Genomic DNA, 24,106 nt, shown 5'->3' with positions numbered 1-24,106 from the left:
CAATAGGGCATGGCCACCATCCTCCTCACCGGCGCGACCGGCTACATCGCCTCGCACACCTGGCTGGCGCTGCAGGCCGCCGGCTTCGAGGTCGTCGGCGTCGACGACTTCTCCAACAGCTCGCCCGTCGTCCTGGAGCGGCTGCACGAGCTCGGCGGCCGGCCGCCGGTCTTCGAGCGCGCCGACGTCTGCGACGCCGCGGCGATGGAGGGCGTGTTCCAGCGCCACCGCATCGACGCGACGGTGCACTTCGCCGCGTTCAAGGCCGTCGGCGAATCGACCGCCAAGCCGCTGGAGTACTACGCGAACAACCTCGGCGGCCTGCTCAACGTCTGCCGCACGATGCGCCGCCACGGCTGCACGCGATTCGTCTTCAGCTCCAGCGCCACGGTCTACGGCGACCCCGAGTCGCTGCCGATCCGCGAGGACGCGCGGCTCACCGCGACCAACCCCTACGGCCAGACCAAGCTCGTCGGCGAGCAGATCCTGCGCGACCTGGGCGCCGCCGATCCGGCCTGGCAGACCGCCTGCCTGCGCTACTTCAACCCCGTCGGCGCGCACGAGAGCGGGCGCATCGGCGAGGACCCGCGCGGCACGCCGAACAACCTGATGCCCTACGTGACGCAGGTCGCGGTCGGCCGGCGCGAGTTCCTGCAGGTCTTCGGCGACGACTACCCGACACCCGACGGCACCGGCGTGCGCGACTACATCCACGTCTGCGACCTCGCCGACGGCCACGTCGCGGCGCTGCGCCGGCTGCTCGACGCGCCGGGTTCGTTCACCGTCAACCTGGGCACCGGGCGCGGCCACTCGGTGCTGGAGGTCGTCACCGCGTTCGCGCGGGCCAGCGGGCGGCCGGTTCCGTACAGAATCGTGCCGCGCCGGCCCGGCGACGTCGCCGCCTGCTGGGCCGACCCGTCGCAGGCGCAGTCGCTGCTCGGCTGGCAGGCGCGGCACGGCCTGGAGCGCATGTGCACCGACAGCTGGCGCTGGCAACAGAACAATCCCCGGGGGTTCGAAGCATGAACATCGCCGTCCAGCCGGTCGTCATGGCCGGGGGCTCGGGCACGCGGCTGTGGCCGCTGTCGCGCGCCGGCTATCCGAAGCAGTTTCTCGTGCTCGCCGGCAACACCAGCCTGTTCCAGCAGGCCGCGGCGCGGCTGCAGGCGCTGGGCCGGGGCACGGTGAAGGCGGCGCCGCCGCTGGTCGTCGGCAACGAGGAGCACCGTTTCCTGATCCTGGACCAGTTGCGTGAACTCGGCGCCGAGCCGGCCGCGGTGCTGCTCGAGCCCGCGGGCCGCAACACCGCGCCGGCGCTGACGCTGGCCGCGCTGCAGGCGCTCGAAGGCGGCGCCGACCCGGTGCTCGTCGTCACGCCGGCCGACCAGACGCTGGCCGACGAGGCCGCGTTCGGCACCGCGATGGCCGCGGCGATCGAGGTCGCGGCGCAGGGCTCGATCGTCATCCTCGGCATCACGCCCGACCGGCCGGAGACCGGCTACGGCTACATCCGCACCGAACGCAGCAGCGGTGCGCGAGTCGTCGCCCAGTTCGTCGAGAAGCCCGACGCCGAGACCGCGGCACGCTACCTGGCCGAAGGCGGCTACTTCTGGAACGCCGGCATGTTCGTGCTGAAGGCCAGCGTCTGGATGGCGGCGCTGGAGCGCTGGCGGCCGGACATCGCCGCGGCCAGCCGCGCGGCCTGGGCCGCGCGCAGCACCGACCAGCGTTTCGTGCGTCCGGGCAAGGCCGAGTTCGCGGCGGTGCCGGCCGAGTCGGTCGACTACGCGGTGATGGAGCGCTGCCCCGGTAGCGGCCAGGACATCCGCATGATCGAGCTCGACGCCGGCTGGAACGACCTCGGCGCCTGGGAGGCGGTGTGGCAGGTCGCCGCCAAGGACACCGACGGCAACGCCGCGGTCGGCGACGCCATCGTGCACGACAGCCGCGGCACGCTGGTGCACGCGACGAGCCGGCTGGTCGGCGTGGTCGGGCTCGACGACGTCGTCGTCGTCGAGACGCCGGACGCGGTGCTGGTGGCCGACCGCGCGCGCAGCCAGGAGGTCAAGCAGATCGTCAACCGGCTGGGCAGCGCCCGCCGCGGCGAGCACACGCTGCACCGCAAGGTGCACCGGCCCTGGGGCTGGTACGACAGCGTCGACGCCGGGCCGCGCCACCAGGTCAAGCGCATCATGGTCAAGCCGGGCGCATCCCTGAGCCTGCAGATGCACCACCACCGCGCCGAGCACTGGATCGTCGTCAGCGGCACCGCCGAGGTGACGGTCGGCGACAAGGTGATCCTGCTCACCGAGAACCAGAGCACCTACATCCCGCTGGGCGAGACGCACCGGCTGCGCAACCCGGGCAAGCTGCCGCTGGAGCTGATCGAGGTGCAGTCGGGCAGCTACCTCGGCGAGGACGACATCGTGCGCTTCGAGGACACCTACGGGCGCACCGCCGGCTGAACCGGCACGGGCCCGGCGCCATGCCGGGCCCCGGGGTCGGGATCAGGCCCCGGCGCGGCCGATCGCGCGGTACTCGAAGCCCAGCGACTTCATGTAGGCCGGGTCGTAGAGGTTGCGGCCGTCGAAGATCACCGGCTGCTTGAGCGCCGCCTTGATGCCGTCGAAGTCGGGGTTGCGGAATTCCTTCCACTCGGTGACGACGACCAGCGCGTCGGCGCCGGCCAGCGCCTCGGCCTGCGAGGCGACGAAGTCGACGCCCTGCAGGCCTTCCATCACGCGGCGCGCCTCGTCCATCGCCACCGGGTCATAGGCGCGAACCCGCGCGCCACGCGCCAGCAGCGCCTCGACGACGACGCGGCTGGGCGCCTCGCGCATGTCGTCGGTGTTGGGCTTGAAGGCCAGGCCCCAGAGCGCGAAGGTGCGGCCGGCGAGGTCCTCGCCGTAGCGCGCGACGATCTTGTCGACCAGCACCAGCTTCTGCCGGTCGTTGACCGACTCGACGGCCTCCAGCACCTCCAGCCGCACGCCGTTCTCGCGCCCGGTGTGGATCAGCGCCTTGACGTCCTTCGGGAAGCAGCTGCCGCCATAGCCGGTGCCGGCGTACAGGAAGTGGGTGCCGATGCGCGGATCGCTGCCGATGCCCTTGCGCACGCTCTCGATGTCGGCGCCGACCTTCTCGGCCAGGCGCGACAGCTCGTTCATGAAGCTGATGCGCGTGGCCAGCATCGCGTTGGCGGCGTACTTGGTGAACTCGGCGCTGGGCAGGTCCATGACCAGCAGGCGGTCGTGGTTGCGCATGAACGGCGTGTACAGCGCGCGCATCAGCAGCACCGCACGCTCGTCGTCGGCGCCGACGACGATGCGGTCCGGACGCATGCAGTCCTCGACCGCGGCGCCCTCCTTCAGGAACTCGGGGTTGGAGACGACCGAGAAGTCCATCTCCAGCCCGCGCTCGGCCAGCGCCTGGCGCACCGCGTCGCGCACCTTGGCCGCGGTGCCCACCGGCACCGTGCTCTTGTCGACGATGACCTTGTAGTCGGTCATGTGGCGGCCGATGTTGCGCGCCGCGGCCAGCACGTACTGCAGGTCGGCCGAGCCGTCCTCGTCGGGCGGCGTGCCGACGCCGATGAACTGCACCGTGCCGTGCGCGACGGCGGTCTCGACGTCGGTCGTGAACTGCAGCCGGCCGGCGGCGGCGTTGCGGCGCACGATCTCCTCGAGCCCGGGTTCGTGGATCGGGATGCCGCCCTCGTTGAGGATGCGGATCTTGCGCTCGTCGACGTCGAGGCAGACGACGTGGTTGCCCATCTCGGACAGACAGGCGCCTGTGACGAGGCCGACATAACCGGTACCGACGACGGTGACTTTCAACGTGAACGCTCCTGGCAAACGACTGGCCGGGAGTGTAGGCGCTGGGCGGCCTGCCGACGCGCATCCGGCGCCGGCACGGCACGGGGCGCTCAGCTCAGCGCCTGGACGCGCGCGATCTGCCAGCCGCGGTCGGCGGACTTCAGGTTGGCGAGCAGCCAGAGCTCGCGGAACGGCGCGGCGCGCTCCTCGAGGCGCTCGCGGATCCAGCCCGAGAACTCGACGCTGGCGACGAGGCCGTCGCCGACCTCGTCGAGCCCGAGCAGCCGGGCCTCGAGCGCCAGCACCTCGGTGCGGTTGGGACCGGGGCCGCGCACCTCGAGCTGCTCGCGCAGCTCGGCCAGCAGCTCCTCGGTGGTGATGGCGGCCAGCGCGCGCAGATCGGCGGCGTCCCAGGCGGCCTGCAGCTCGACGAAGCTGGCCCGCGCGACACGCAGGAAAGCCTCGACGTCGTCGCCGGCGGCCGCCACGGGGGCGGGACGCGCGACGGGCCGCAGCGGGACGACGCGCCGCTTCAGGCGCGCCAGCCGACTCAGCACTTGATCCCCACGTGCAGCGCGACGACACCCGCGCTCATGTTGTGCACGTCGACGTGGCCGAAGCCGGCTTCCTTCATCATCGTCTTGAGCGTCTGCTGGTCGGGGTGCATGCGGATCGACTCGGCGAGGTAGCGGTAGCTGTCCTCGTCGCCGGCCACGAAACGCCCGATCTTCGGCATGACGTTGAAGGAATACCAGTCGTAGGGTTTCGCCAGCGGCGCGGCGACCTTGGAGAACTCCAGCACCATCAGCCGGCCGCCGTCGCGCAGCACACGGCCCATCTCGCGCAGCGCGGCGTCCTTGTGCGTCATGTTGCGCAGGCCGAAGGCGACGGTGACGAGGTCGAAGCTGCCGCTGGCGAACGGCAGGTGCTCGGCGTCGCAGGTCGTCGTCGGCAGCACCAGGCCCTCGTCGAGCAGGCGGTCGCGGCCGGTGCGCAGCATGGCCTCGTTGATGTCGGTGTGCACGACGGTGCCGCTCTCGCCGACCTTGCGCGCGAAGGCGCGCGCCAGGTCGCCGGTGCCGCCGGCGATGTCGAGCACGCGGTCGCCCGGCTTCACGTTGGCCACCGCCACCGTGTAGGCCTTCCACGCCCGGTGCATGCCCATCGACAGCAGGTCGTTCATCAGGTCGTAGCGGGAGGCGACCGAGTCGAAGACGCCGCGCACACGGCGCGCCTTCTCGCTCTCGTCGACGGTCTGGTAGCCGAAATGGGTCTGGGCCATGGGAGTTCAGGAATGGTGGGAGCCGCAGGAGCGGGCGGGCTTGGGCGGCATCGGCGCGTCGCGGTCGACACCGGCGGCGGCCAGTTGCTCCTCGTAACGCGTCCACAGGGCGGCCTCGTCGGCACCCAGGCGGTAGAGGTAGTCCCAGGTGTAGATGCCGCTGTCGTGGCCGTCGGAGAAGGTCGGGCGCACGCCGTAGTGGCCGACGGGCTCGAGCGCCTCGACGAGCACGCCGCGCTTGCCGGTCTGCAGCGTCTCCTGGCCGGGGCCGTGGCCCTGGACCTCGGCCGACGGCGAGTACACGCGCATCAGCTCGAACGGAATGCGGAACCGGGCGCCGTCCTCGAAGCCGACCTCCAGCACGCGGGACGCCTGGTGGACGGTGATCGACGTGGGTTGCGGCGCGCGGGGCGGACTCATGCTGGCGGGGGGCGTGAACGGGACGCGCGAGTGTATCGCCGCCCCCCACGAAATCAGGGCCCGGCCCGGCACCGCCCTTGACCCAAGTGGGGCCGTGACACGTCGCCGGCCACCGCATGCGCCGCGGCGGCGCCTGCGCAGCGGCCGGGCGCGCCGGCCTTACACCAGGACGCGTTCGATGCCGCCCGCATTGGCGCGGGCGACGTAGTCCTCGAGCCAGGTCTCGCCGAGCAGCCGGCGCGCCATCTCGACGACGATGTAGTCGGCCTCGAGCAGGCCGGACGCCAGATCGTCCTGGTAGCGCTTCAGGCCCTGCAGGCAGCTCGGGCAGCTGGTGAGGATCTTCACACCGGCACCCGGGGCCACCGCGCCCGAGGCGCGCAGCGCGGCCTCGGCCTTGCGGATCTCCTCTTCCTTGCGGAAGCGCACCTGGGTGCTGATGTCCGGGCGCGAGACGCCGAGCGTGCCGCTCTCGCCGCAGCAGCGCTCGCTCTTCACGACGTCGGGGCCGACGAGCGCCTTGACGGTCTTCATCGCGTCCTGCTGCTTCATCGGCGTGTGGCAGGGGTCGTGATAGAGGAACGCGCCGCTGCCGGAGGGCAGCGTGACGCCCTTCTCCAGCAGGTACTCGTGGATGTCGACGATGCGGCAGCCGGGGAAGATGTCCTCGAACTTGTAGCCCTGCAGCTGGTCGAAGCAGGTGCCGCAGGACACGACCACGGTCTTGATGTCCAGGTAGTTCAACGTGTTGGCCACGCGGTGGAACAGCACCCGGTTGTCGGTGATGAGCTTCTCGGCCTTGTCGAACTGGCCGCTGCCGCGCTGCGGGTAGCCGCAGCACAGGTAGCCCGGCGGCAGCACGGTCTGCACGCCGGCGTGCCACAGCATGGCCTGCGTCGCCAGGCCGACCTGGCTGAACAATCGTTCGCTGCCGCAGCCGGGGAAGTAGAAGACGGCCTCGGTCTCGGCGCTCGTCGCCTGCGGGTCGCGGATGATCGGGACGTACTCGCGGTCCTCGATGTCCAGCAGCGCACGCGCGGTCTTCGTCGGCAGCCCGCCGGGCAGCTTCTTGTTGATGAAGTGCAGCACCTGCTCCTTCACCGGCGCCGGCCCCAGCGTCGCCGGCGGCGCGCCGGTCTGGCGGCGCAGGACGGGCTTGAGCAGGTCGTTGGCCAGGCGCTGGGCCTTGAAGCCGACGCCGACCATCGCGCCGCGCATCAGCTTGATGGTCTGCGGGCTGGTCGCGTTCAGGAAGGTCATCGCCACCGCGCTGCCAGGACGGAAGCTCTTCTGCCCCATCTTGCGCAGCAGGTTGCGCATGTTCATCGAGACGTCGCCGAAGTCGATCTTCACCGGGCACGGCGTCAGGCACTTGTGGCAGACGGTGCAGTGCTCGGAGACGTCCTCGAACTCCTCCCAGTGGCGCAGGCTGACGCCGCGGCGCGTCTGCTCCTCGTAGAGGAAGGCCTCGACGAGCAGCGAGGTGGCGAGGATCTTGTTGCGCGGGCTGTACAGCAGGTTGGCACGCGGCACGTGCGTCGAGCACACCGGCTTGCACTTGCCGCAGCGCAGGCAGTCCTTGATGCTCTCGCTGATCGCGCCGATGTCGCTCTGCTGCATGATCAGCGACTCGTGGCCCATCAGCCCGAAGCTCGGCGTGTAGGCGTCGCTCAGGTCGGCGGCCATCGCGCCGGCGACGCCGCCGCGCATCAGCTTGCCCTTGTTGAAGCGACCCTCAGGATCGACCTTGGCCTTGTAGGCGGCGAACGACGCCAGCTCCTCGTCGGTCAGGAACTCCAGCTTGGTGATGCCGATGCCGTGCTCGCCGCTGATGACGCCGCCCAGCCGGCGCGCCAGCGCCATGATGCGGGCGACGGCTTCATGCGCCGTCTGCAGCATCTCGTAGTTGTCGCTGTTGACCGGGATGTTGGTGTGCACGTTGCCGTCGCCGGCATGCATGTGCAGCGCCACCCAGACGCGCCCGCGCAGTACCTCCTTGTGGATCGCCCGGCAGGCGTCGAGGATGGGCGCGAAGGCGCCGCCGGCGAACACCGCCTGCAGCGGCTTGTACAGTTGCCGCTTCCACGACGCGCGCAGCGTGTCGTCCTGCAGCAGCGCGAACACCGTGCGGCCGCTGTCGGCCTGCACCACGTCCAGGTTCTCGAGCCAGAAGCGCCACAGCGCGCCGACCTCGGACAGCAGCGTCAGCGCCTCGGCGGCGCGGTCCTCGAGGATCTCGGCGCCGGGGATCTCGCCGGCTTCGCCACCGGGGCCGATCGGCAGCGGGCCGTCGGCGAAGAAGGCCTTCAGGCGGTCGACCAGCGCCAGCTTGTTGCGCAGCGAGAGCTCGACGTTGATGCGCTCGATGCCCTCGGTGTACTCGCCCATGCGCGGCAACGGGATGACGACGTCCTCGTTGACCTTGAAGGCGTTGGTGTGGCGCGCGATCGCCGCGGTGCGCTTGCGGTCGAGCCAGAACTTCTTGCGCGCGTCGGCGCTGACGGCGACGAAACCCTCGCCGCTGCGGCTGTTGGCGATGCGCACGACCTCGCTGGTGGCACGCGCGACGGCGTCCTCGTCGTCGCCGACGATGTCGCCGATCAGCACCATCTTCGGCAGGCCCTTGCCCTTGAGCGCACGTTTGCTCTTGGTCGCGTAGCCGACGGCCTTCAGATAGCGGTCGTCCAGGTGTTCCAGGCCGGCCAGGATGGCGCCGCCGGGCTTCTTCGCCTCGGCGAACAGGTAGTCCTTGATCTCGACGATCGACGGCACCGCCTCCTTCGGGTTGCCGAAGAACTCCAGGCAGACGGTGCGCGTGTGCGCCGGCATGCGGTGCACGACCCAGCGTGCGCTGGTGATCAGGCCGTCGCAGCCTTCCTTCTGGATGCCGGGCAGGCCGGCGAGGAACTTGTCGGTGACGTCCTTGCCCAGGCCTTCCTTGCGGAACACGCGGCCGGGGATCTCCAGGCGCTCGGTGTGCTCCAGCGTGCGGCCGCTGGTGTCGTAGGTGCGCAGCTCGAAGACGGCGGTCTCGACGTCGTGGATCTTGCCGAGGTTGTGGCCGATGCGCACCACCTCCAGCCACTTGGCCTCGGGCGTGACCATGCGCCAGGACGCCAGGTTGTCCAGCGCCGTGCCCCACAGCACCGCCTTCTTGCCGCCGGCGTTCATCGCGATGTTGCCGCCGATGCACGAGGCCTCGGCCGAGGTCGGGTCGACGGCGAAGACGTGGCCGGCACGCTCGGCGGCGTCGGCCACGCGCTGCGTGACGACGCCGGCCTCGGTCCAGATCGTGGCCACCGGCTCGTCCAGGCCGGGCAGCGTCACGCGCTCGAGCTCGGTCATCGACTCGAGCTTCTCGGTGTTGATGACGGCGCTGTTCCAGGCCAGCGGCACGGCGCCGCCGGTGTAGCCGGTGCCGCCGCCGCGCGGGATGATCGTCAGGCCCAGCTCGATGCAGCCCTTGACCAGCAAGGCCGTCTCGGCCTCGGTGTCGGGCGTCAGCACGACGAAGGGGTACTCGACGCGCCAGTCGGTGGCGTCGGTGACGTGCGCCACGCGCGACAGGCCGTCGAACTTGATGTTGTCCTTGGCCGTCACGCGGCCGAGCACGCGGCGGGCGCGCTGGCGCAGCGCGCGCACTTCCTCGAAGCGGCCGGCAAAACGCGCGACGGCGGCACGCGCGGCGGCCAGCAGTTCGCCGACGTGGCCGTCGCGCTCGGTGTCGTCGGGCTGGCGGCGGCGCTCGATCTCGCGCAGCCGGTGCTCCAGCGCGTCGGTCAGCAGGCGCAGGCGCTTCGGATTGTCGAGAAGGTCGTCCTCGAGGTACGGGTTGCGCTGGACGACCCAGATGTCGCCCAGCACCTCGTAGAGCATGCGCGCCGAGCGCCCGGTGCGGCGCTCCTGGCGCAGCCGGTCCAGCAGTTCCCAGGCACGCTCGCCGAGCAGGCGGCGCACGATCTCGCGGTCCGAGAACGAGGTGTAGTTGTACGGGATCTCGCGCAGCCGCGCGGGTGCGTCGTCACCACGGTCCGGGGCGCCACGCAGGGCGGCGTCGGCCGGGACTTGAGGTGTGGCAAAGGCTTGCGGCGCGTTCATGGAGAACCTCGCATGCTACCGCAGTGCAACATCGAGACCGGATCCGGGTCTTGAGTGCCAGCGGGTAAACCCGGGTGTCCGCGCCGGGCGGCGCGTGACAGAACCGGCAACTGTCACAAATGGCACGCATGCTTCGCGTGCTGACAACTCGCTGCAGGAGCCCTTTTTCATGATCAAGAAGCCGATGTTCGCCGCCGCCGCCACGGTGGCGGCGCTGTTCGCCGTGCCCGCGCAGGCCCAGGTCGAGATCCAGTGGTGGCACTCGATGGGCGGCGCGCTGGGCGAATGGGTCAACGACCTCGCCAAGGACTTCAACGCCCAGCAGAAGGACTACAAGATCGTGCCGGTGTTCAAGGGCACCTACGACGAGTCGATGACCGCCGCGATCGCCGCGTTCCGCGCCGGCAACGCGCCGCACATCCTGCAGGTGTTCGAAGTCGGCACCGCGACGATGATGGCCAGCAAGGGCGCGGTGAAGCCGGTGGCCCAGCTGATGACCGAAGCCGGCGTGAAGTTCGACCCGACGCGCTACATCAGCGCCGTCGCCGGCTACTACACGGCGCCGAACGGCCAGATGATGAGTCTGCCGTTCAACAGCTCGACCACCGTCTTCCACTACAACAAGGACGCCTTCAAGGCCGCCGGTCTGGACCCGAACAAGCCGCCGACCACCTGGCCGGAAGTGGCGCTGGCCGCCGCCAAGCTCAAGGCCAGCGGCCACAAGTGCCCGTTCACGACCAGCTGGGTCAGCTGGACGCAGCTGGAGAGCTTCTCGGCCTGGCACAACGTCGAGTACGCGACCAAGCGCAACGGCTTCGGCGGCCTGGACACGCGCCTGGCCTTCACGACGCCGCTGCACGTGCGTCACATCGAGAACCTGGCCAACATGGCCAAGCAGGGCCTGTTCGTCTACAAGGGCCGCGGCAACGCCGCCGACGCCACCTTCGTCTCCGGCGAGTGCGCGATGATGACCGGCTCCTCGGGCCTGTACGGCAACGTCAAGCGCAACGCCAAGTTCACCGGCGGCATCGGCGCCCTGCCCTACTACCCCGACGTGCAAGGCGCGCCGCAGAACACCGTCATCGGCGGCGCCAGCCTGTGGGTGATGAGCGGCAAGAAGCCGGCCGAGTACAAGGGCGTCGCGCAGTTCTTCCAGTACATCTCGGACCCGAAGGTGCAGGCCGCCAGCCACCAGCGCACCGGCTACCTGCCGATCACGACCGCGGCCTACGAGCTGACCGAGAAGTCCGGCTTCTACAAGGAGAACCCGGGCACCGACGTCGCCGTGACGCAGATGATCCGCAAGGTCACCGACAAGTCGCGCGGCGTGCGCCTGGGCAACTTCGTGCAGATCCGCACCATCGTCGACGAGGAGATGGAGCAGGTCTGGGGCGGCAAGAAGACCGCCAAGGAAGCGCTGGAAGCGGCCAAGAAGCGCGGCGACGAGCAGCTGCAGCGCTTCGAGAAGGCCAACCGGTCGTGAGTGCCGCCGCGCCCCCCGTGCATCCGTTGCCGGGTGGGCGCGGCGCGCGGGCCTGTTAGGCTCGCGGTCTTTGTTTCGCGCCCTGCGGGGCGCTCCGGGCGGCGGGCGTTCCCCTGGCGGGCGCCCGCCGTCGTCGTGACGGGAAGCCAGCGTTGGCTGCAGAAAAAAGAGTCCGCTTCAAGAACGCGTGGCTGCCCTGGGTGCTGATCGCACCGCAGATGGCGGTCATCCTCGTCTTCTTCTTCTGGCCGGCGGCGCAGGCGCTGCACTACAGCCTGCTGCAGCAGGACGCGTTCGGCACCAGCGTCGAGTACGTCGGGCTGGAGAACTTCCGCCGCCTGATCGACGACGAGAGCTATCTGCAGTCGTTCCAGATCACGGCCGTGTTCTCGACGCTGGTGGCCGTCGTCGGCATCTCGGTGTCGCTGGTGCTGGCGGTGATGGCCGACCGCGTGGTGCGCGGCGCGCGCTTCTACCGCACGCTGCTGATCTGGCCCTACGCGGTGGCGCCGGCGCTGGCCGGCGTGCTGTGGCTGTTCATGTTCGCGCCGTCGATCGGCATCGTCAGCTACTGGCTGCGCGAGGCCGGCATCGACTGGAACCACCTGCTCGACAGCGGCGACGCGATGGCGCTGATCGTCATGGCCGCGGTCTGGAAGCAGGTCTCCTACAACTTCCTGTTCTTCCTGGCCGGGCTGCAGTCGATCCCGAAGTCGCTGATCGAGGCCGCCGCGATCGACGGCGCCGGCCCCTGGCGGCGTTTCTGGACGGTGCAGTTCCCGCTGCTGACGCCGACCAGCTTCTTCCTGCTGGTCATCAACATCGTCTACGCCTTCTTCGACACCTTCGCGATCGTCGACGCGGCCACCCACGGCGGCCCGGGCAAGGACACGGCGATCCTCGTCTACCGCGTCTACTACGACGGTTTCAAGGCGCTGGACCTGGGCGGCTCGGCCGCGCAGAGCGTGGTGCTGATGGTCATCGTCGTCGCGCTGACGGTGATCCAGTTCCGCTACGTCGAGAAACGGGTCAACTACTGATGGTCGAGAACCGCCCCGTCGCGACGCTGCTGTCGCACCTCGTGCTGGCGCTCGGCGTGCTGATCGTCGCCTTCCCGGTCTACGTCACCTTCATCGCCAGCACGCAGACCGCCGAGCAGATCGTGCAGAACGTGCCGATGTCGCTGCTGCCCGGCGACAACATGCTCGAAAGCTACAAGCTGGCGCTGTTCGGCGGCCAGAGCGGCTACGGCAGCAAGATCGCGCCGGTGCTGCCGATGCTAGAGGTCAGCCTGGTGATGGCCCTGGTCATCGCCATCGGCAAGATCGTCATCTCGCTGCTGTCGGCCTTCGCCGTCGTCTACTTCCGCTTCCCCGGCCGCGGCCTCGTCTTCTGGATGATCTTCGTGACGCTGATGCTGCCCGTGGAGGTGCGCATCGGCCCGACCTACGAGGTCGTCTCCAACCTCGGCATGCTCAACACCTACGCCGGGCTGACGGTGCCGCTGATCGCCTCGGCGACCGCGACCTTCCTGTTCCGGCAGTTCTTCCTCACCGTGCCCGACGAGCTGGTCGAGGCCGCACGCATCGACGGCGCCGGGCCGATGCGCTTCTTCAAGGACGTGCTGCTGCCGCTGTCGAGCACCTCGATCGCGGCGCTGTTCGTCATCCAGTTCATCTACGGCTGGAACCAGTACCTGTGGCCGCTGCTGATCACGACCAGCGAGGACATGTACCCGGTGGTCATGGGCATCAAGAGCATGATCTCCGGCGGCGACGCGCAGACCGAGTGGAACGCGGTGATGGCCACCGCGATCCTGGCGATGCTGCCGCCGGCGGCGGTGGTCATCCTGATGCAGAAGTGGTTCGTCAAGGGCCTCACCGACAGCGAGAAATGAATCCCCCCCGAAGCGCCTTCGGCGCTCCCCCCCAGGGGGGCGCCGCCAGCGGCCCGGAGAAGCCGGTTCCGCGGCGGCCGCTTGATCGGGCCGAGCGCGGGTGATCCACGCGCTCATCGACAAGACACGCGAGAAGACATGGGTTCGATTTCCCTCAGACAGGTCGAGAAGACCTACGGCGCCGGCGCGCGCAGCTTCAAGGCGATCCACGGCGTCGACGCCGAGATCGCGGACGGCGAGTTCATCGTCATCGTCGGCCCCTCGGGCTGCGGCAAGAGCACGCTGCTGCGCATGGTGGCGGGGCTCGAGGACATCTCCGGCGGCGAGATCGACATCGGCGGACGTGTCGTCAACCAGCTCGAGCCGGCGCAGCGCGACATCGCGATGGTCTTCCAGAACTACGCGCTGTACCCGCACATGACGGTCTACGACAACATGGCCTACGGCCTGAAGATCGCCAAGGTGCCCAAGGACGAGATCGAGCGCCGCGTGCAGAAGGCGGCGAAGATCCTCGAGCTCGGCACGCTGCTGCAGCGCCGCCCGCGCGAGCTGTCCGGCGGCCAGCGCCAGCGGGTCGCGATGGGGCGCGCGATCGTGCGCCAGCCGGCGGTCTTCCTGTTCGACGAGCCGCTGTCCAACCTCGACGCCAAGCTGCGCGCCCAGACCCGGCTGGAGATCCAGAAGCTGCACCGCGAGCTCGGCGTGACCTCGCTGTTCGTCACCCACGACCAGGTCGAGGCAATGACGCTGGGCCAGCGGCTGATCGTGATGAACGCCGGCCGCATCGAGCAGATCGGCACGCCCGAGGATGTCTACGGCCGCCCGGCCTCGACCTTCGTCGCCGGCTTCATCGGCTCGCCGCCGATGAACCTGATGGCCGGCCAGGCCGCAGGCGGCCGCTTCGAACTCGGCGGCGCGACGATCGCCCTGCCGGCCGCGGCGCCGCGCGACGGCGCGCTGACGCTGGGCGTGCGCCCCGAACACGCGGCGCTGGGCGCCGGCGGCTGGCCGCTGAAGGTCGAGATGCTGGAGATGCTGGGCGCCGAGCGCCTGGTCTACGGCCACGTCGGCACCGCCGCGTTCACGCTGCGCATCGACGGCACGCTGGCACCCCCAGCCGCAGGCGACACCGTCGGCCTGGTCGTGCGGCCCGAGCATCTGCACTGGTTCGATGCCGCCAGCGGCCAGCGGGTCGGCTGATGCAAGCCTGGCCTTATCCGCTGTGGCTGGCGCACCGCGGCGCCGGCAAGCTGGCGCCGGAGAACACGCTGGCCGCCTTCCGCCTCGGCGCGTCGCACGGCTACCGGGCCTACGAGTGCGACGTGAAGCTCAGTGCCGACGGCGTGCCCTTCCTGCTGCACGACGCGACGCTGGAGCGCACGACGAACGGCAGCGGCGTCGCCGGCGACCGCCCGTGGAGCGAGCTGTCCCGGCTGGACGCCGGCAGCTGGCACTCGCGGACCTACGCGGGCGAGCCGCCGCCCAGCCTGGAGGCGATCGCCGCCTGGCTGCTGCGCAACGGCTTCCATCTCGACCTGGAGATCAAGCCGACACCGGGCACCGAGCGCCGCACCGGCGAGGTCGTCGCCGCCGCCTGCCGCCGGCTGTGGGCCGGCCAGGACGTGCCGCCGCTGCTCAGCTCGTTCCAGCCCGAGGCGCTGGCCGGGGCGCGCGCCACGGCGCCCGAGCTGCCGCGGGCGCTGCTGATCGACACCTTGCGCGACGGCTGGTACGAGGAGGCGCTGGCGCTCGGCTGCGTCGCCGTGATCCCGAACTACCGCCTCGTCGACGCGGCGCTGGTCGAACGCGCGCGCGCCGACGGCCTGCGCGTGCTCTGCTACACCGTCAACGACCCGGCCGAGGCGCGCCGGCTGCTCGCCGCCGGCGTCGCCGGGCTGATCACCGACGCCGTCGACCGCTTCTCGCCCGACGCCGCACGCGTCGTCGACTGAAGCCGCGGCTCAGGCGCCGCCGGCCGTCACCGGCTTGGCCGCGCTGGGCAGCGAGCGCACGCCGCGGATCACCGGGTGCCACCAGGCGGCGATCACCAGCAGCATCGACACGCCGCCGGCAAAGGCCAGCGCCGAGCGCAGGCCGTGGTGCTCGCCGAGCCAGCCGCCGATCAGCGCACCGGGGCCGGCCGGCAGCAGGATCAGCCAGCGCATCGTGCTCGTCATGCGGCCGAGCATCGGCTCCGGCGTCACCGCCTGGCGCAGCGCCAGGAAGTTGATGAAGGCCAGCACGGCGCCGGCGCCGTAGAGCGCCAGCGTCGCGGCAAACGCGGCCACGCCCCAGGGGCCGACCGGCGCCGCCGCCAGCAGCAGCCAGCCGCTGCCGCAGACCCCGAAGCCCAGCACCATGCTCGGCCCCGGCCCGATGCGCCGGCTGATGCGGTTGCCCCAGACGCTGGCCGTCACGGTGCCGGCGCCCAGCGCGATGTAGCACAGGCCCACGGCGTGTTCGGACAGACCGAGCGTGCGCGTCGCGAACAGGATCTGCACCACCTGGGCCGCGTTCTGGCACAGCTGCCAGGTGCCGACGGCGATGGCCAGCGCGACCAGCAGCTTGTGCTCGGCGACGAAACGCAGGCCTTCGGCCAGCTCGCGGCCGAAGCGTGCGTCGGGGCGCGGCGTGCGCCGTTCGTCGACATGGATGCCACGCAGGATGGCCGCCGAGACGATGACCAGCACCGCATCGACCAGCAGCGCCAGCGGCGCGCCGAAGAGCTTGATCAGCAGGCCCGCGAACCCGGGGCCGGCGACGTCGGAGCCCGAGGTCGCGAGCGCGTTCTTGGCGTGCGCCTCGACCAGGCGATCGCGTTCGACGACCTGGGTCAGCACGATCTGCGAGGCCGTGCCGGCCACCGTGAAGATGCAGCCGATGAAGAAGCCGACGGCATACAGCCAGGGCATCGCCAGCCATCCCATCGCCCAGGCCAGCGGCACGCTGGCCACCGCGACGCCGATCAGCACCTCGCCGGCGATGTAGACCGGCAGCTTGCGCACGCGGTCCAGCCACACGCCGGCCGGCAGCGAGAACAGCACGAAGGGCGCGATCTCCATCGCCGTCAGCAGCCCCATCTGCGTCGGCGTGGCATGCAGCAGCACCGCCGCGGTCAGCGGCAGCGCGAGCATCGTCACCTGGCCGCCGAGCGAGCTGATGAGGATCGAGGTCCACAACCGGCGGTAGGTGGCGTTTCGAAGCAGGTCGCCCGGCGGCAGCGTCAGGGCGGCGCGCAGGCGGGCGAGCAGCGCGCGGGTCATCGTGCGGATCTCCGGTCGTCGGATGCGGGCCTGCCGCGGAACACGGGCGACACCGAGACGACACGATCGGCGGCCCGCGGCCGGCGCGCGGCGCGCCGGCCTGTCGACGGCGGCTGGGGCGGTGGACGCCGGCCGGCCGTCGAGGGGGGAAGGGGCCGCGATCCTAGCAGCCCTGGACCGGCGGCACGACCGCCGGAGAAGGGATCAGGAGCGGTAGTCGGCGTTGATGCTGACGTAGTCGTGCGACAGGTCGCAGGTCCAGACCGTCGCCGCCGCCGCGCCGCGGTGCAGGTCGACACGCACCGTGATCTCGGCCTGCTTCATCACGCGCTGGCCGTCCTCCTCGCGGTACGCCGGATGGCGGCCGCCTTCGCGCACGACGTGCACGTCGTCGAGGAAGAGATCGATCAGGCCCTGGTCGAGGTCGGCGATGCCGGCGTAGCCGACGGCCGCCAGGATGCGGCCGAGGTTGGGGTCGCTGGCGAAGAATGCCGTCTTGACGAGCGGCGAATGCGCCACCGCGTAGGCCGCGGCGCGGCATTCGGCCTCGTCGCGGCCGCCCTGCACGGTGACGGTGATGAACTTGGTCGCGCCTTCGCCGTCGCGCACGATGGCCTGCGCGAGCTGCTGCGACACCGCGATCACGGCGTCGCGCAGCGTGCGGCCTTCGGCCGAGTCGAGCGTGGTGATGGGGGCGTGGCCGGCCTGGCCGGTGGCGATCAGCACGAACGAGTCGTTGGTCGAGGTGTCGCCGTCGATCGTGATGCGGTTGAAGCTCAGGTCGGCGGCCTCGCGCACCAGCGGCTGCAGCAGCGCCGCATCGACGGCGGCGTCGGTGGCGACGAAGCCGAGCATCGTCGCCATGTTCGGGCGGATCATGCCGGCGCCCTTGGCGATGCCGGTGACGGTGACCGTGCGCCCGCCGATCTGCACCTGCCGCGACGCCGCCTTCGGCAGCGTGTCGGTGGTCATGATGCCTTCGGCGGCCTCGGCCCAGCCGTCGGCACGCAGCGCGGCCCAGGCGGCCGGCAGGCCGGCTTCGAGGCGCTCGACCGGCAGCGTCTCCATGATGACGCCGGTCGAGAACGGCAGCACCTGGCGCGGCGCGACGCCGGCCACCGCGGCCAGCGCGTCGCAGCTGCGGCGCGCGCGCGCCAGGCCGTCGGCGCCGGTGCCGGCGTTGGCATTGCCGGTGTTGACGACGATCGCGCGGATGCCGTCACCGCCGGCCAGATGCTCGCGGCAGACCTGCACCGGCGCGGCACAGAAGCGGTTCTGCGTGAACACGCCGGCCACCGCCGAACCTTCGGCGAGCTCGAAGACGACGAGGTCGCGCCGGCCGGCCTTGCGGATGCCGGCCATCGTGACACCCAGGCGCACGCCGGCGACCGGCAACAGGGACGCGGGAACAGGGGCGGACAGGTTCACGGGCATGGCGGCGGCGCAACGGCGAGGCGGATGGAGAGCGGATTCTAGGAGCGCCTCCGGTGCAACCCTGCCCCCGTGCGGTGCAGCGCTGCGCCGCCGCGGGGAACCCCGGTCCAACCCGCCCCCGCAGTCGCGGGATGGGGGGTCCCGGGGGCCTGCCGCGGCGCTGCACGCCCAGGGGGCCACTACCCATAATCGTTCGCACTTCGGGGGCGGACCGGCAGCCTGCCACCCGAAACGCATTCGACGGCTGCCCCGCGGGCCACGCCCCGAACCGGCAGCTCTCGCTCGCATCTCCACCCCATGGCCGCCACAGAGGCGCCGCGAGACGGCGCCCGCACAGGAGTGAATGACCTCATGAGAAAGCATCACCTCGTGCCGATGCTGACCGCCGTCGCGGCGGCAGTCGCGCTGTTCGGCGCGTCGGCGCAGGCCGCGTCGGGTTCGGTTCCGGCTTCTGCGGCCGAATCGGGCAGCCTCTGGTTCGTCGAACTCGCGGGCAAGCCGGTGGCCGACGGCAACACGCGCGCCTCGGTGCGCGCCGAACAGGCGGCGATGCGCACGGCCATCAAGGGCGCCAAGCTGCGCCTGAAGGAGCGCCGCGCCTACGACACGCTGTTCAACGGCTTCGTCGTCAAGGTCGACGCCGCCGACCGCGCCAAGCTGGCGATGCTGCCCGGCGTGCAGGCGATCTACCCCGTGACCCAGATCGCGGCCCCCGAGCCCGTGAAGGGCGCCGGCACCGCGCCCGACCTGGCCGCGGCGATCCACATGACCGGCGCCGCGGTCGCCCAGCAGCAGCTGGGCCTCAGCGGCCAGGGCGTCAAGGTCGGCATCATCGACACCGGCATCGACATCGACCACCCGGCCTTCGGCGGCAGCGGCAGCAACGGCACGACCGCGTTCCCCAGCGCCCGGGTCGTCAAGGGCTACGACTTCGTCGGTGACGCCTACAACAGCGGCGGCAGCGGCGACGCGCTCGTGCCGGTGCCCGACGAGAACCCGGACGACTGCGGCGGCCACGGCACGCACGTCGCCGGCATCGTCGGCGCCAACGGCGGCGGCCTGGTCGGCGTGGCGCCCAAGGTCACGTTCGGCGCCTACCGGGTGTTCGGCTGCACCGGCACGACCTCGTCGGACATCATGCTCGCGGCGATGGAGCGCGCCTACGAGGACGGCATGCAGGTCATCAACATGAGCCTGGGCGCGGCGCGGCAGTGGCCGCAGTACCCGACCGCCAAGGCCGCCGACAAGCTGGTGTCCAAGGGCGTGGTCGTCGTCGCGTCGATCGGCAACAACGGCCCGGGCGGCTCGTCGCCGGACGCGCTGTACGCCGCCGGTGCGCCCGGCGTCGGCGACAAGGTCATCGGCGTGGCCTCCTACGACAACGCGCAGCTGTCGTTCAAGGTCGGCACCACGCCGTTCGGCTACACCGCCGCCACCGGCTCGCCGATGGCGCCGACCAGCGGCTCGCTGCCGCTGGCCAAGACCGGCACCACGACCACCGCCGACGACGCCTGCGTCGCCCCGGCGGCCGACAGCCTGACCGGCAAGGCGGTGCTGATCCGCCGCGGCACCTGCAGCTTCTACCAGAAGGCCTACAACGCGCAGCTCGGCGGCGCCGCGGCGGTCATCCTCTACAACAACGCCGCCGGCGCACTGAGCCCGACGGTGGCCGGCACCCCGGCGGTGACGATCCCGGTCGTCGCCGTCACCGCCGAGCAGGGCGCGGCGCTCGACGCCGCCATCACCGCCGGCAACGCCAGCCTGGCCTGGACCGGCAGCTACGTCTCCTGGCCCTACGGCACCGGCGGCCTGATCTCCGGCTTCAGCTCCTACGGCCTGGCCGCGGATCTCTCGTTCAAGCCCAACGTCGGGGCCCCGGGCGGCGGCATCTACTCGAGCTACCCGCTGGAGCTCGGCGGCGCGGCCAGCCTGTCGGGCACGTCGATGTCCTCGCCGCACGTGGCCGGCGGCGTCGCGCTGATCCTGGAGTCCAACCCGCGGCTGCGTCCGGCGCAGGTGGCCGAGCGGATCTACAACACCGCCGATCCGGTCAACTGGTCGGGCAACCCGGCGCTCGGCTACCTCGACTTCGCCCACCGCCAGGGCTCGGGCATGCTGGACATCGTCGGCGTGATCCAGAACACCGCGACGGTGTCGCCGAGCCAGCTCGCGCTGGGTGAGAGCGCGGCCGGGCCGTCGCAGCGCACGCTGACGGTGAGCAACCGTTCGGGCGCCCCGGTGACCTACACGATCTCGCACGTCGAGGCGCTGGCGAGCGGGCCGAACACGACGACCGGCGCCAGCTACAACCTCAGTGGTGTCTTCGCGGCACCGGCCACGGTGAGCTTCAGCCAGTCGACGCTGACGGTGCCGGCCCGCGGCACGGCCAAGTTCAGCGCCACGATCACGGCCAACGCCTCCCTGGTCGAGCGCGGCCTGTACGGCGGCTACATCGTGCTGACGCCGACCAACGGCACGGCCCCGCTGCGCGTGCCGTATGCCGGCTTCAAGGGCGACTACCAGTCGACGGTGGTGCTGACGCCGACGGCCAACGGCTTCCCCTGGCTGAGCAAGCTGGCGGCCGGCACCTACACCAACCAGCCCGAAGGCGCGAGCTACACGATGGCCGACGGGGACATCCCGTACTTCCTCGTGCACTTCGACCACCTGTCGCGCAAGGTGGTGCTGGAGGCCTACGACGCCGACACCGGCAAGTCCTGGCACCGCGTCAGCCTGGACGAGTACGTGACCCGCAACTCGACGCCGGGCGGCTTCTTCGCCTACACCTGGGACGGCACGACCTTCCGCGGCAAGGGCCAGAACCCGCGCGCCTGGACGACCGTGCCGAACGGGCGCTACGTCGTCAAGGTCTCGGTGCTGAAGGCGCTGGGCAACGAGGGCACGGCCACCGACTGGGAGACCTGGACCTCGCCGGTCATCACCATCGCGCGGCCCTGAACGCAGGCTGCGCCGTCCAAGGGGCCCTTCAGGGCCCCTTTTTCATCGCCGCGGCGGCCAACGAAACGGGGCCCCGAAGGGCCCCGTCGAATGCGGCGCTGGCGGCGCCGGGTCAGGCGTGCACGGGCCGGCGGCCCCGCACGGCGGGCCTCAGGCCAGCTTGCCGTGGCAGTTCTTGTACTTCTTGCCGCTGCCGCAGGGGCAGGGGTCGTTGCGGCCGACACGCGGCACCTCGGCCACGGCGGTCGCCGGGTCGGCCTCCTGCGAGACGCTGCCGTCCTCGTTGGGATGCGTGTAGGTCACGTTGCTGACCTGGCTGGCCTGCTCCTCGATCGCCTCGGCGGCTTCGCTGGCCTGGTCGCGCGACTGGATGCGCACCGTCATCAGCACGCGCGTGACTTCCATCTTCACGACGTCGAGCAGCTGGCTGAAGAGCTCGAAGGCCTCGCGCTTGTACTCCTGCTTCGGGTTCTTCTGGGCGTAGCCGCGCAGGTGGATGCCCTGGCGCAGGTAGTCCAGCGCGGCGAGGTGCTCGCGCCAGTGCGAGTCCATCGCCTGCAGCAGCACCATGCGCATGAACGGCGTGAACTGGTCGGCGCCGACGAGGTCGACCTTGGCCTGGAAGTGCGCGTCGGCGGCCGCGGCGACCTTCTCGACGATCTCCTCGTCGGTGATGCTCTCGCTGCCTTCGACGATGCTCTTGAGCGGCAGCTCGAGCTGCCACTCGTCGCGCAGCACGCGCTCCAGGGCCTCGAGGTCCCACTGCTCCTCCAGGCTCTCGGCGGGCACGTAGGTGCGCACGACGTCTTCCATCGTCGCGCGGCGCAGGTTGGCGATCTGCTGGTCCAGCGACGCCGACTCGAGGATCTCGTTGCGCTGCTGGTAGATGACCTTGCGCTGGTCGTTGGAGACGTCGTCGTACTCGAGCAGCTGCTTGCGGATGTCGAAGTTGCGCGCCTCGACCTTGCGCTGCGCGCTCTCGATCGAGCGGTTGACGATGCCGGCCTCGATGGCCTCGCCTTCGGGCATCTTCAGCCGGTCCATCACCGCGCGCACGCGGTCGCCGGCGAAGATGCGCATCAGCGGATCGTCCAGGCTCAGGTAGAAGCGGCTGGAACCCGGGTCGCCCTGGCGGCCCGAGCGGCCGCGCAGCTGGTTGTCGATGCGCCGGCTCTCGTGGCGCTCGGTGGCGACGATGCGCAGCCCGCCCAGCGCCTTGACCTGCTCGTGCAGGCCCTGCCACTCGTCGGTCAGCTGGCGGGCGCGCGCCTGCTTCTCCTCGTCGGACAGCGCCGGGTCGGCCTCGAGGAACTGGATCTGCTTCTCGACGTTGCCGCCGAGCACGATGTCGGTGCCGCGGCCGGCCATGTTGGTGGCGATGGTCACCATCTTCGGCCGGCCGGCCTGGGCGACGATCTCGGCTTCCTTGGCGTGCTGCTTGGCGTTGAGCACCTGGTGCGGCAGCCCGGCCTTGTTCAGCAGATCGGAGATCAGCTCCGAGTTCTCGATCGAGGTCGTGCCGACGAGCACCGGCTGGCCGCGTTCGTAGCAGTCGCGGATGTCGGCGATGACGGCGTCGTAGCGCTCCTTGGCCGTCTTGTAGATGAGGTCGTTCTCGTCCTTGCGGATCGTCGGCTTGTTCGGCGGGATGACCACCGTCTCGAGGCCGTAGATCTCCTGGAACTCGTAGGCCTCGGTGTCGGCCGTGCCCGTCATGCCGGCGAGCTTGCCGTACATGCGGAAGTAGTTCTGGAACGTGACCGAGGCCATCGTCTGGTTCTCGCTCTGGATCCGGACGCCTTCCTTGGCTTCCACGGCCTGGTGCAGGCCGTCGCTCCAGCGCCGGCCCGTCATCAGGCGGCCGGTGAACTCGTCGACGATGACGACCTCGCCGTTCTGCACGACGTAGTGCTGGTCGCGGTTGTAGAGCTGGTGGGCCCGCAGCGCCGCGTACACGTGGTGCATCAGCGCGATGTTGGCCGGGTCGTACAGGCTCGCGCCCGGCGCCAGCAGGCCGGCTTCGGAGAGGATCTGCTCGGCCTTCTCGTGGCCGGCCTCGGTCAGGAAGACCTGGTGCGCCTTCTCGTCGACGGTGAAGTCGCCGGGCTCGATGACGCCTTCGCCGGTGCGCGGATCGGCCTCGCCGATCTGCTTCTTGAGCTTCGGGATCACCGCGTTGACGCTGACGTACAGCTCGGTGTGGTCCTCGGCCTGGCCGCTGATGATCAGCGGCGTGCGCGCCTCGTCGATCAGGATCGAGTCGACCTCGTCGACGATGGCGTAGTTCAGGCCGCGCGCGACACGCTCGCGCACGTCGTAGACCATGTTGTCGCGCAGGTAGTCGAAGCCGAACTCGTTGTTCGTGCCGTAGGTGACGTCGGCGGCGAACGCGGCCTGCTTCTCCTCGCGCGACAGGCCCGGCACGTTGACGCCGACCGTGAGGCCGAGGAAACCGTAGAGCCGGCCCATCCACTCGGCATCGCGGCGCGCGAGGTAGTCGTTGACGGTGACGACGTGCACGCCCTTGCCGGGCAGCGCGTTCAGGTACACCGGCAGCGTCGCGACCAGCGTCTTGCCTTCGCCGGTGCGCATCTCGGCGATCTTGCCGTCGTGCAGCGCCATGCCGCCGATCAGCTGGACGTCGAAGTGGCGCATCTTCAGCACGCGCTTGCCGGCCTCGCGCACGACGGCGAAGGCCTCGGGCAGCAGGTCGTCGAGCGCGGTGCCCTGCGCCAGGCGCTGGCGGAACTCGTCGGTCTTGGCGCGCAGGGCGGCGTCGTCGAGCTTCTGCAGCTGAGACTCCAGCGCATTGATCTTCTCGACCGTGCGACGGTAGCCCTTCAGCAGGCGTTCGTTGCGGCTGCCGAAAATCTGGGTCAGGATCTTGGGAAACATGAAGTCCGCGCTCGAGGTGTGTGCGGTGCCCGCGCTGCGGGCCGGGCGGGCTCAGGCGAGCCGCGCATGGCGACCCCGGGCCGTGCGGCGGGGTCGGGCGGTTCGCTCGGTGGCGCTCGGGCGTCGCGCTGGCGCACGGGCACGAAGCCGACGAGTTTAGCACCCGGACATTGCCGGCCAACGGCAGCCCCGCCGTCCCGCGGCCATCCGGCTAGACTGCCGTGATGGCCCCCCGCTCCCCTCTCGCCGGCACCCTCAGCTTCAGCGACGCACTCGGCGGCCATGCGCCGCTGGCGGGCCTGTTGCAGCGGGTGCGCGAGTCGCGCGAACGCTACGACGCGATCGCGCCGCTGCTGGCCGGCGGCCTGCGCGGCGCGGTGCGACCCGGGCCGCTGGACGAGGAAGGCTGGACGCTGCTGGCCAACCACGGGGCGGCCGCAGCCAAGCTGCGCCAGCTGCTGCCGCGGCTGGACGCACGGCTGCGCGGCGCCGGCTGGGCGCCGGTGGCGATCAAGGTGCGGGTGCTGCCGCCCGAGCCGGGCATTCGCCGCTGAGGCGGGG

The 24,106-nt window shown here is 70.8% G+C and carries 17 protein-coding genes; 9 read left to right on the top strand and 8 right to left on the bottom strand.

Annotation, left to right across the window (positions count from 1 at the left end):
* The first annotated feature begins 9 nt into the window (after nucleotides 1-9).
* Entirely contained in the window at nucleotides 10-1,026 is a 1,017-nt protein-coding gene (gene galE / locus RBXJA2T_RS06980) for a UDP-glucose 4-epimerase GalE (protein ID WP_009856637.1), read from the top strand.
* The gene (locus RBXJA2T_RS06975) at nucleotides 1,023-2,465 is read left to right on the top strand and encodes a mannose-1-phosphate guanylyltransferase/mannose-6-phosphate isomerase (RefSeq protein WP_009856636.1); all 1,443 of its coding nucleotides are present in this window, start codon (nucleotides 1,023-1,025) and stop codon (nucleotides 2,463-2,465) included. Before galE ends, RBXJA2T_RS06975 begins: the two co-directional genes overlap by 4 nt.
* Nucleotides 2,466-2,507: 42 nt before the next feature.
* On the opposite strand, the gene RBXJA2T_RS06970 is transcribed toward RBXJA2T_RS06975, so the two are convergent.
* The 5 genes from RBXJA2T_RS06970 to RBXJA2T_RS06950 all read right to left on the bottom strand — a co-directional run bounded on the left by RBXJA2T_RS06970 (nucleotide 2,508) and on the right by RBXJA2T_RS06950 (nucleotide 9,615).
* Nucleotides 2,508-3,836, bottom strand: coding sequence for a UDP-glucose dehydrogenase family protein (locus RBXJA2T_RS06970; RefSeq protein WP_009856635.1), 1,329 nt, complete (start codon nucleotides 3,834-3,836; stop codon nucleotides 2,508-2,510).
* An 89-nt stretch (nucleotides 3,837-3,925) separates the two neighbouring features.
* Entirely contained in the window at nucleotides 3,926-4,372 is a 447-nt protein-coding gene (locus RBXJA2T_RS06965; RefSeq protein WP_009856634.1) for a TIM44-like domain-containing protein, read from the bottom strand.
* On the bottom strand, nucleotides 4,366-5,097 hold the full coding sequence (gene ubiE / locus RBXJA2T_RS06960) for a bifunctional demethylmenaquinone methyltransferase/2-methoxy-6-polyprenyl-1,4-benzoquinol methylase UbiE (RefSeq protein WP_009856633.1): 732 nt from the start codon (nucleotides 5,095-5,097) through the stop codon (nucleotides 4,366-4,368). Before ubiE ends, RBXJA2T_RS06965 begins: the two co-directional genes overlap by 7 nt.
* A 6-nt stretch (nucleotides 5,098-5,103) precedes the next feature.
* Nucleotides 5,104-5,517 (bottom strand): gamma-butyrobetaine hydroxylase family protein, encoded by a 414-nt coding sequence (locus tag RBXJA2T_RS06955; RefSeq protein WP_029718655.1) that lies wholly within the window; start codon nucleotides 5,515-5,517, stop codon nucleotides 5,104-5,106.
* A 159-nt stretch (nucleotides 5,518-5,676) separates the two neighbouring features.
* A complete protein-coding gene (locus tag RBXJA2T_RS06950; RefSeq protein WP_009856631.1) occupies nucleotides 5,677-9,615 on the bottom strand; it encodes a DUF3683 domain-containing protein in 3,939 nt (1,312 codons plus the stop codon).
* 169 nt (nucleotides 9,616-9,784) lie between these two features.
* Here RBXJA2T_RS06950 and ugpB point away from each other — a divergent pair, with 169 nt between their 5' ends.
* The 5 genes from ugpB to ugpQ all read left to right on the top strand — a co-directional run bounded on the left by ugpB (nucleotide 9,785) and on the right by ugpQ (nucleotide 14,947).
* Nucleotides 9,785-11,098 carry a sn-glycerol-3-phosphate ABC transporter substrate-binding protein UgpB gene (gene ugpB, locus RBXJA2T_RS06945; RefSeq protein WP_009856630.1) on the top strand — a complete coding sequence of 438 codons (1,314 nt, stop codon included), beginning with the start codon at nucleotides 9,785-9,787 and terminating at the stop codon, nucleotides 11,096-11,098.
* A gap of 218 nt (nucleotides 11,099-11,316) precedes the next feature.
* Complete coding sequence (gene ugpA / locus RBXJA2T_RS06940; RefSeq protein WP_050801745.1) at nucleotides 11,317-12,138, top strand: sn-glycerol-3-phosphate ABC transporter permease UgpA; 822 nt, start codon at nucleotides 11,317-11,319, stop codon at nucleotides 12,136-12,138.
* Nucleotides 12,138-12,995 (top strand): sn-glycerol-3-phosphate ABC transporter permease UgpE, encoded by an 858-nt coding sequence (ugpE, locus tag RBXJA2T_RS06935; protein ID WP_009856628.1) that lies wholly within the window; start codon nucleotides 12,138-12,140, stop codon nucleotides 12,993-12,995. The genes ugpA and ugpE overlap by 1 nt, the downstream gene beginning before the upstream one ends.
* 138 nt (nucleotides 12,996-13,133) lie before the next feature.
* Nucleotides 13,134-14,195, top strand: a complete 1,062-nt coding sequence (locus RBXJA2T_RS06930) for a sn-glycerol-3-phosphate import ATP-binding protein UgpC (RefSeq protein ID WP_009856627.1) — start codon at nucleotides 13,134-13,136, stop codon at nucleotides 14,193-14,195.
* Entirely contained in the window at nucleotides 14,195-14,947 is a 753-nt protein-coding gene (ugpQ, locus tag RBXJA2T_RS06925) for a glycerophosphodiester phosphodiesterase (protein WP_009856626.1), read from the top strand. The genes RBXJA2T_RS06930 and ugpQ overlap by 1 nt, the downstream gene beginning before the upstream one ends.
* Nucleotides 14,948-14,956: 9 nt before the next feature.
* On the opposite strand, the gene RBXJA2T_RS06920 is transcribed toward ugpQ, so the two are convergent.
* Both RBXJA2T_RS06920 and argJ read right to left on the bottom strand, forming a co-directional pair.
* Entirely contained in the window at nucleotides 14,957-16,258 is a 1,302-nt protein-coding gene (locus RBXJA2T_RS06920; RefSeq protein WP_009856625.1) for an MFS transporter, read from the bottom strand.
* A gap of 204 nt (nucleotides 16,259-16,462) precedes the next feature.
* On the bottom strand, nucleotides 16,463-17,692 hold the full coding sequence (gene argJ, locus RBXJA2T_RS06915; RefSeq protein WP_029718657.1) for a bifunctional glutamate N-acetyltransferase/amino-acid acetyltransferase ArgJ: 1,230 nt from the start codon (nucleotides 17,690-17,692) through the stop codon (nucleotides 16,463-16,465).
* 351 nt (nucleotides 17,693-18,043) lie between these two features.
* Here argJ and RBXJA2T_RS20930 point away from each other — a divergent pair, with 351 nt between their 5' ends.
* The gene (locus RBXJA2T_RS20930; RefSeq protein WP_029718658.1) at nucleotides 18,044-20,650 is read left to right on the top strand and encodes a S8 family serine peptidase; all 2,607 of its coding nucleotides are present in this window, start codon (nucleotides 18,044-18,046) and stop codon (nucleotides 20,648-20,650) included.
* Nucleotides 20,651-20,800: 150 nt separating this feature from the next.
* Here RBXJA2T_RS20930 and secA read toward each other — a convergent pair whose 3' ends face one another.
* Nucleotides 20,801-23,545, bottom strand: coding sequence for a preprotein translocase subunit SecA (gene secA / locus RBXJA2T_RS06905; protein ID WP_009856622.1), 2,745 nt, complete (start codon nucleotides 23,543-23,545; stop codon nucleotides 20,801-20,803).
* 224 nt (nucleotides 23,546-23,769) lie between these two features.
* On the opposite strand from secA, the gene RBXJA2T_RS06900 reads away from it, so the two are divergent.
* The gene (locus RBXJA2T_RS06900; protein WP_009856621.1) at nucleotides 23,770-24,099 is read left to right on the top strand and encodes a hypothetical protein; all 330 of its coding nucleotides are present in this window, start codon (nucleotides 23,770-23,772) and stop codon (nucleotides 24,097-24,099) included.
* Nucleotides 24,100-24,106 lie beyond the last annotated feature (7 nt).

Origin of the sequence: Rubrivivax benzoatilyticus JA2 = ATCC BAA-35 (assembly GCF_000190375.1) — a bacterium.
Lineage (GTDB): Bacteria > Pseudomonadota > Gammaproteobacteria > Burkholderiales > Burkholderiaceae_C > Rubrivivax > Rubrivivax benzoatilyticus.
Note: the sequence above shows the minus strand (reverse complement) of the source record. Positions and strands in the feature narration are given on the sequence as shown.

Bases quoted from the DNA above. Each gene is read 5' to 3' on its own strand.
- RBXJA2T_RS06900 (WP_009856621.1), top strand. From the start codon at position 23,770: ATGGCCCCCCGCTCCCCTCTCGCCGGCACCCTCAGCTTCAGCGACGCA.
- ugpA (WP_050801745.1), top strand. From the start codon at position 11,317: ATGGCGGTCATCCTCGTCTTCTTCTTCTGGCCGGCGGCGCAGGCGCTG.
- RBXJA2T_RS06975 (WP_009856636.1), top strand. From the start codon at position 1,023: ATGAACATCGCCGTCCAGCCGGTCGTCATGGCCGGGGGCTCGGGCACG.
- argJ (WP_029718657.1), bottom strand. From the start codon at position 17,692: ATGCCCGTGAACCTGTCCGCCCCTGTTCCCGCGTCCCTGTTGCCGGTC.
- ugpQ (WP_009856626.1), top strand. From the start codon at position 14,195: ATGCAAGCCTGGCCTTATCCGCTGTGGCTGGCGCACCGCGGCGCCGGC.
- galE (WP_009856637.1), top strand. From the start codon at position 10: ATGGCCACCATCCTCCTCACCGGCGCGACCGGCTACATCGCCTCGCAC.
- RBXJA2T_RS06950 (WP_009856631.1), bottom strand. From the start codon at position 9,615: ATGAACGCGCCGCAAGCCTTTGCCACACCTCAAGTCCCGGCCGACGCC.
- secA (WP_009856622.1), bottom strand. From the start codon at position 23,545: ATGTTTCCCAAGATCCTGACCCAGATTTTCGGCAGCCGCAACGAACGC.
- ugpB (WP_009856630.1), top strand. From the start codon at position 9,785: ATGATCAAGAAGCCGATGTTCGCCGCCGCCGCCACGGTGGCGGCGCTG.
- RBXJA2T_RS06920 (WP_009856625.1), bottom strand. From the start codon at position 16,258: ATGACCCGCGCGCTGCTCGCCCGCCTGCGCGCCGCCCTGACGCTGCCG.
- RBXJA2T_RS20930 (WP_029718658.1), top strand. From the start codon at position 18,044: ATGAGAAAGCATCACCTCGTGCCGATGCTGACCGCCGTCGCGGCGGCA.
- ugpE (WP_009856628.1), top strand. From the start codon at position 12,138: ATGGTCGAGAACCGCCCCGTCGCGACGCTGCTGTCGCACCTCGTGCTG.
- RBXJA2T_RS06930 (WP_009856627.1), top strand. From the start codon at position 13,134: ATGGGTTCGATTTCCCTCAGACAGGTCGAGAAGACCTACGGCGCCGGC.
- ubiE (WP_009856633.1), bottom strand. From the start codon at position 5,097: ATGGCCCAGACCCATTTCGGCTACCAGACCGTCGACGAGAGCGAGAAG.
- RBXJA2T_RS06955 (WP_029718655.1), bottom strand. From the start codon at position 5,517: ATGAGTCCGCCCCGCGCGCCGCAACCCACGTCGATCACCGTCCACCAG.